Source organism: Neisseria sp. P0021.S006, assembly GCF_051956895.1.
Window position 1 is genome coordinate 1 of record NZ_JBQCWZ010000177.1, and the last position, 2,082, is coordinate 2,082.

Genomic DNA, 2,082 nt, shown 5'->3' on the forward strand with positions numbered 1-2,082 from the left:
TTGAAGATGCGGCAGGTTCGATGATTGTCGATATTGGCGGCGGTACGACTGAAATCGGTATTCTTTCACTGGGCGGCATGGCCTATTCTGCTTCTGTCCGCGCAGCCGGCGATGAATTCGATAAAAGTATCATCCATTACCTGCGCCGCCATCGCGGTGTCTTGATTGGCGAAGCTACAGCCGAAGAATTGAAGAAACAAATCGGCTCTGCCTCGGGCTTTGAAACCGAAACAGCCATGCGCATTAAAGGCCGCGATCTGGCCGAAGGTACGCCTAAATCCTTGGCAGTTACTTCAGATGAAATCCGTGAAGCATTGAGTGAAACGGTAAATCAAATCATCCGTGCCGTTCGTCTAGCTTTGGAACAGGCTCCGCCTGAATTGGCCGGCGACATCGCCGACCGCGGTATTATGCTGACCGGCGGCGGTGCGCTTCTGCACGGTATCGATACTGTCTTGGCCGACGCAACCGGCCTGCCCGTCGGTATTGCCGACCAACCTCTGAACTGCGTTGCCTATGGTGCCGGTAAGGCTTTGGACTATATCGGCAAATGGGATACCGTATTCACGGAAAACCCATAAGGTAGATGGTTATGGAACGCTCTTCTTTGCGCTTTGACGAGGCAAAAGGCTCTAAGCTGTTGCCTCGTTTTGTCGTTTATATCGCTCTGGCTGCCGGCCTGATGGTGGCAGATTACCGCTTTTCATTGATGCAGCCTGTACGTGCTGCAGTAATGCCCATGCTCTATCCTGTTCAATGGCTGGCAAATCAACCTGTTCAACTTTATCAATATTTTGCCGACCTCTCCCAGTCCAAATCCGAGCTCTTGGAACAAAACCGCCAACTTCTGGAAGAAAATGGCCGTCTGAAAATTGATTTGCAGCGAGATAAAGTCAATACTGATGAATTGCGCGAATTAAAAAAACTGTACGGTTTGCAACAAAAAGGCATTCACAACGTTATCGGTGCGGAAGTCATTTCCAATGGCAAAGATCCGCTTTCCGAAAGACTGATTATCGGCAAGGGCGGCCAAGATGGTTTGAAAGTTGGCGATGCGGTCATCGATCAAAGCGGTTTGATCGGCCTGTTGACACAAGTTCACACACAAAGTGCGGAAATTGGGCTGATTTCAGGCGGACAAAGCATTGTCCCCATAGCCGTCAGTCGCACCGGCGAACGCAATTTGGCATACGGCAATGGCAACGGTTTGGATTTGCGCTATTTTCCAACCGGCTCAGACTTGAAACCCGGCGATATTCTACTGACTTCCGGCTTGGACGGTACTTATCCGGCGGGGATTCCCGTTGCAACCGTCAGCAAGGTTGTCCGCGCATCGGGAACGCCTTATTACGATACGCAACTGACGCCTTTAGCCGCTTTACGCAGCAGCCGTTTTGTCTTGGTACTTTCTTCCGCCCCTTCTTCCCCACGCTGATTTCATGAACGATTTTGACGATTCTTACCGTGCAGTACCGCTGCACATTATGGCGGCCAGTCTCATCGTGATGATGATACTGGACTTTATGCCGTTTTCCTTTGACGGGTTCTTCTGGCTGCCTGAAATGACGGCACTGATGCTGCTGTATTGGGCATTGCACCAACCGCAACGCGCAGGCATGGGACTGGCTTTTGCCATCGGCCTGATTGTCGATGCCGCAACCGCCGCGACTTTGGGATTGCACGCCCTGTCTTACGTCGTGATGACTTATTTCATTTTAAACCACCGCCGCCAGATCATGCTGTACGGCCACATTATGCAATTGGCTGCTGTCTTGGCTGCGCTGCTTCTCAATCAGGCCGTCTTAACTGTTGCCCGTTTGTTCCTTAATCATCAGGTCATCACTTTGCAAGGCTTTGTTGCCCCATTTGTCGGCACATTACTTTGGCCGATACTCAGCCAGCTAATGTTGATTGTGACCCGTATTTACCGCTCCCACTGAAAAGATGAAACCGACTCTTCCACGCCGTCTTTCCGGTGGTCAACATACCAAAAAACCTTCTGCTCAGGCTGCACAAGCCGACGCTTTATTGCGCCTGCTCGTTGCTTTTGTCCTGATTGTCATCTTCTTTTCCATCTTGCTG

The 2,082-nt window shown here is 51.0% G+C and carries 3 protein-coding genes; all 3 read left to right on the forward strand.

The genetic code is table 11. The features are described 5' to 3' along the window. A partial coding sequence (locus ACTHUM_RS12175; protein WP_440402979.1) for a rod shape-determining protein occupies window positions 1-581 on the forward strand: 581 nt, incomplete at its 5' end. Window positions 582-592: 11 nt separating this feature from the next. Further along, the gene (gene mreC, locus ACTHUM_RS12180) at window positions 593-1,435 is read left to right on the forward strand and encodes a rod shape-determining protein MreC (protein WP_070459835.1); all 843 of its coding nucleotides are present in this window, start codon (window positions 593-595) and stop codon (window positions 1,433-1,435) included. 4 nt (window positions 1,436-1,439) lie between these two features. Further along, the gene (gene mreD / locus ACTHUM_RS12185) at window positions 1,440-1,940 is read left to right on the forward strand and encodes a rod shape-determining protein MreD (protein WP_070459832.1); all 501 of its coding nucleotides are present in this window, start codon (window positions 1,440-1,442) and stop codon (window positions 1,938-1,940) included. Window positions 1,941-2,082 lie beyond the last annotated feature (142 nt).

Excerpts from the sequence above, each read along its gene's own strand:
- mreD (WP_070459832.1), top strand. The coding sequence starts at position 1,440 with ATGAACGATTTTGACGATTCTTACCGTGCAGTACCGCTGCACATTATG.
- mreC (WP_070459835.1), top strand. The coding sequence starts at position 593 with ATGGAACGCTCTTCTTTGCGCTTTGACGAGGCAAAAGGCTCTAAGCTG.